Annotated in this window: 3 protein-coding genes; 2 read left to right on the top strand and 1 reads right to left on the bottom strand. The window is 72.8% G+C overall.

Going from position 1 to position 2071, the window contains the following annotated elements:
• Window positions 1-31: 31 nt before the first annotated feature.
• A complete protein-coding gene (locus tag ACQKIP_RS45915; protein WP_365865025.1) occupies window positions 32-391 on the bottom strand; it encodes an STAS domain-containing protein in 360 nt (119 codons plus the stop codon).
• A gap of 388 nt (window positions 392-779) precedes the next feature.
• Between ACQKIP_RS45915 and ACQKIP_RS45910 the strand changes: the two genes are divergently transcribed.
• Together ACQKIP_RS45910 and ACQKIP_RS45905 are read left to right on the top strand one after the other, a co-directional pair.
• Window positions 780-1358 carry a phosphoesterase gene (locus ACQKIP_RS45910; RefSeq protein ID WP_365865027.1) on the top strand — a complete coding sequence of 193 codons (579 nt, stop codon included), beginning with the start codon at window positions 780-782 and terminating at the stop codon, window positions 1356-1358.
• Window positions 1355-2071: alkaline phosphatase D family protein (locus ACQKIP_RS45905; protein WP_427745717.1), on the top strand; the 717-nt coding region annotated here is incomplete at its 3' end. The genes ACQKIP_RS45910 and ACQKIP_RS45905, both read left to right, overlap by 4 nt.

Genomic DNA, 2071 nt, shown 5'->3' with positions numbered 1-2071 from the left:
AGGCGACGTGAGCTAGGAATCCCCCCGCCCTTCAGCTGGGGGAGGAGTCAACGGACCGTGCCGCGCAGGCGAGGTCGGTCGTCGGGTAGATGTTCAGGACCTGATCGGCGCCCGTCATGCTCAGCAGGTCCAGCAGCTGGGCCTGCGGGGCGGCCACCCGCAGTGCGGTGCTGTGGTGCAGGGCGATGAGCAGGTTCAGCGCGGAGGAATCCGCGAACGTCACCCCGCCGAGGTCCAGTACGACCGTGGGTACGGCGGCAGCCGCTGCCCGCGCGGCCCGGTGCAACGGGGCAATGGTGCCCGCGTCCAACTCGCCCCCGACCACCAATACCCAGGCCCCCTCTCGCGCATGCTGCTCCACGGTGAGCTGGGGACGGCTGCTGCTGGGCATGGGTCAACTCCTGACGTGCGAGGTTCGGGCACGCGGCAATTAGGCACTTGTTCCCTCACCACTGCCCAATGCTGCACGGTTCGACGCCGCGCGGTGTCCCTCGTGCGAGAGATCACGCCGAAAGCAGGGGAGCATCCCCGGTGTTGTGGTGCGAGAACGCGTGCGCCGGGCGTTCGTTTCCGTGATCTGTTCGAGCGACACCTCCGCTCGATGCGCCGGGGCGGCGCGGGGCGCGGGGGAGGGGACGCACGCGCAGGCCGGCGGCCCGGCGGGATACGCCCATGTGCAGCGATGTACCGCTGTAACAGAATTCGCCGGAATGCTTCTCCTGGTTCATGCGGGGCTGGTGGGCTGACCGCGCTCAACTCACCGATCACAGGAGGCGTGCGTGAATCTCGTCGTCAACGGCGACGCGGAGAGCGGGCCCGGCGGCAGTGCCGAGCCCGTATCGAAGGTCCGCGGCTGGAAGGTCACCCAGGGAGCCCCGGCGCTCATCGCCTACCGCCTGGGCGGCGGCTACCCGGGCCCGTCGGACCCCGGCCCCGCCCACCGCGGCAGCCGCTTCTTCTCCGGCGGCAACAGCCCGCGCACCGCGCTGGTGCAGGACATCGACCTGCCCGCGGGCGGCGCGACCGGACGCCGCGCCGTCGACGCGGGCAAGGTCCGCTACACGCTGGCCGGCTGGCTCGGCGGCTTCGCCCAGCAGGAGGACGGCGCGCGCCTGTCCGTGGAATTCCGCGACGCCCGGGGCACCCCGGTCGCCCTCAGCGTCCTGGGCCCCGTCAGCGCGGCCGACCGGCAGGGCAAAACGGGCCTCCTGGAGCGCACGGCCGAGGCCGCCGTGCCGCCCACCGCACGCTCGGCGCGGCTCCTGCTCGTCTTCACGCGCAGCGGCGGCGGTACCTCCAACGACGGCTACGCGGACGCCCTTTCCCTCACCCTCAGCGCCACCGGAGGCCGCCGATGACCGTCAACCGACGCGACCTGCTCAAGTCGGCCGCGGCCGCCGGCGCGCTCAGCCTCGCCTGGCCGCTGGCCACGGGCCTCACCCCCGCGCAGGCCCGCGAGGCCGCCGAGAACCTGGGCGCCCGCTACGACCCCGCGCCCTTCACGCTCGGCGTCGCCTCCGGCGATCCGCAGCCGCACTCCGTGGTGCTGTGGACCAGACTCGCCCCCGAACCGTTCGCCGCCGAGCAGAGACTTCCCGAGGTCGTCGAGGTCGAGTGGGTCGTCGCCAAGGACGCCCGGCTGCGCCGCGTCGTCGCCCGCGGCACGGCCCCCGCATCGGCGACACTCGGCCACAGTGTGCACGTCCCGGTCAGCGGCCTCGCGCCGGGCCGCCACTACTGGTATGCGTTCAAGGCGCTGGGCAGGACCAGCCGCGTGGGGCGTACGAAGACGGCGCCGCGCGGCCGCGTCGCCAAGGTCACCTTCGCGGCCGCCAACTGCCAGGCCTTCCACGACGGTTTCTACGCGGCCCATCGCGGCATCGCCCGCGAGAACGTCGACTTCGTGATGCACCTGGGCGACTACATCTACGAGCACGGCCAGGTCGGCGGCGTACCCGAGCAGCACGTGCGGGACCACGACGGCCCGGAGATCCTCACGCTCGCCGACTACCGCGTGCGCCACGGCCTGCACAAGACCGACGCCGACGTGACGGCCGTGCACGCCGCGCAC

The sequence above is a fragment of the Streptomyces sp. NPDC059900 genome, from assembly GCF_050270335.1.
Lineage (GTDB): Bacteria > Actinomycetota > Actinomycetes > Streptomycetales > Streptomycetaceae > Streptomyces.
The sequence above is the reverse complement of the archived record's forward strand: the minus strand, read 5'-3'. Positions and strand labels throughout refer to the sequence as shown.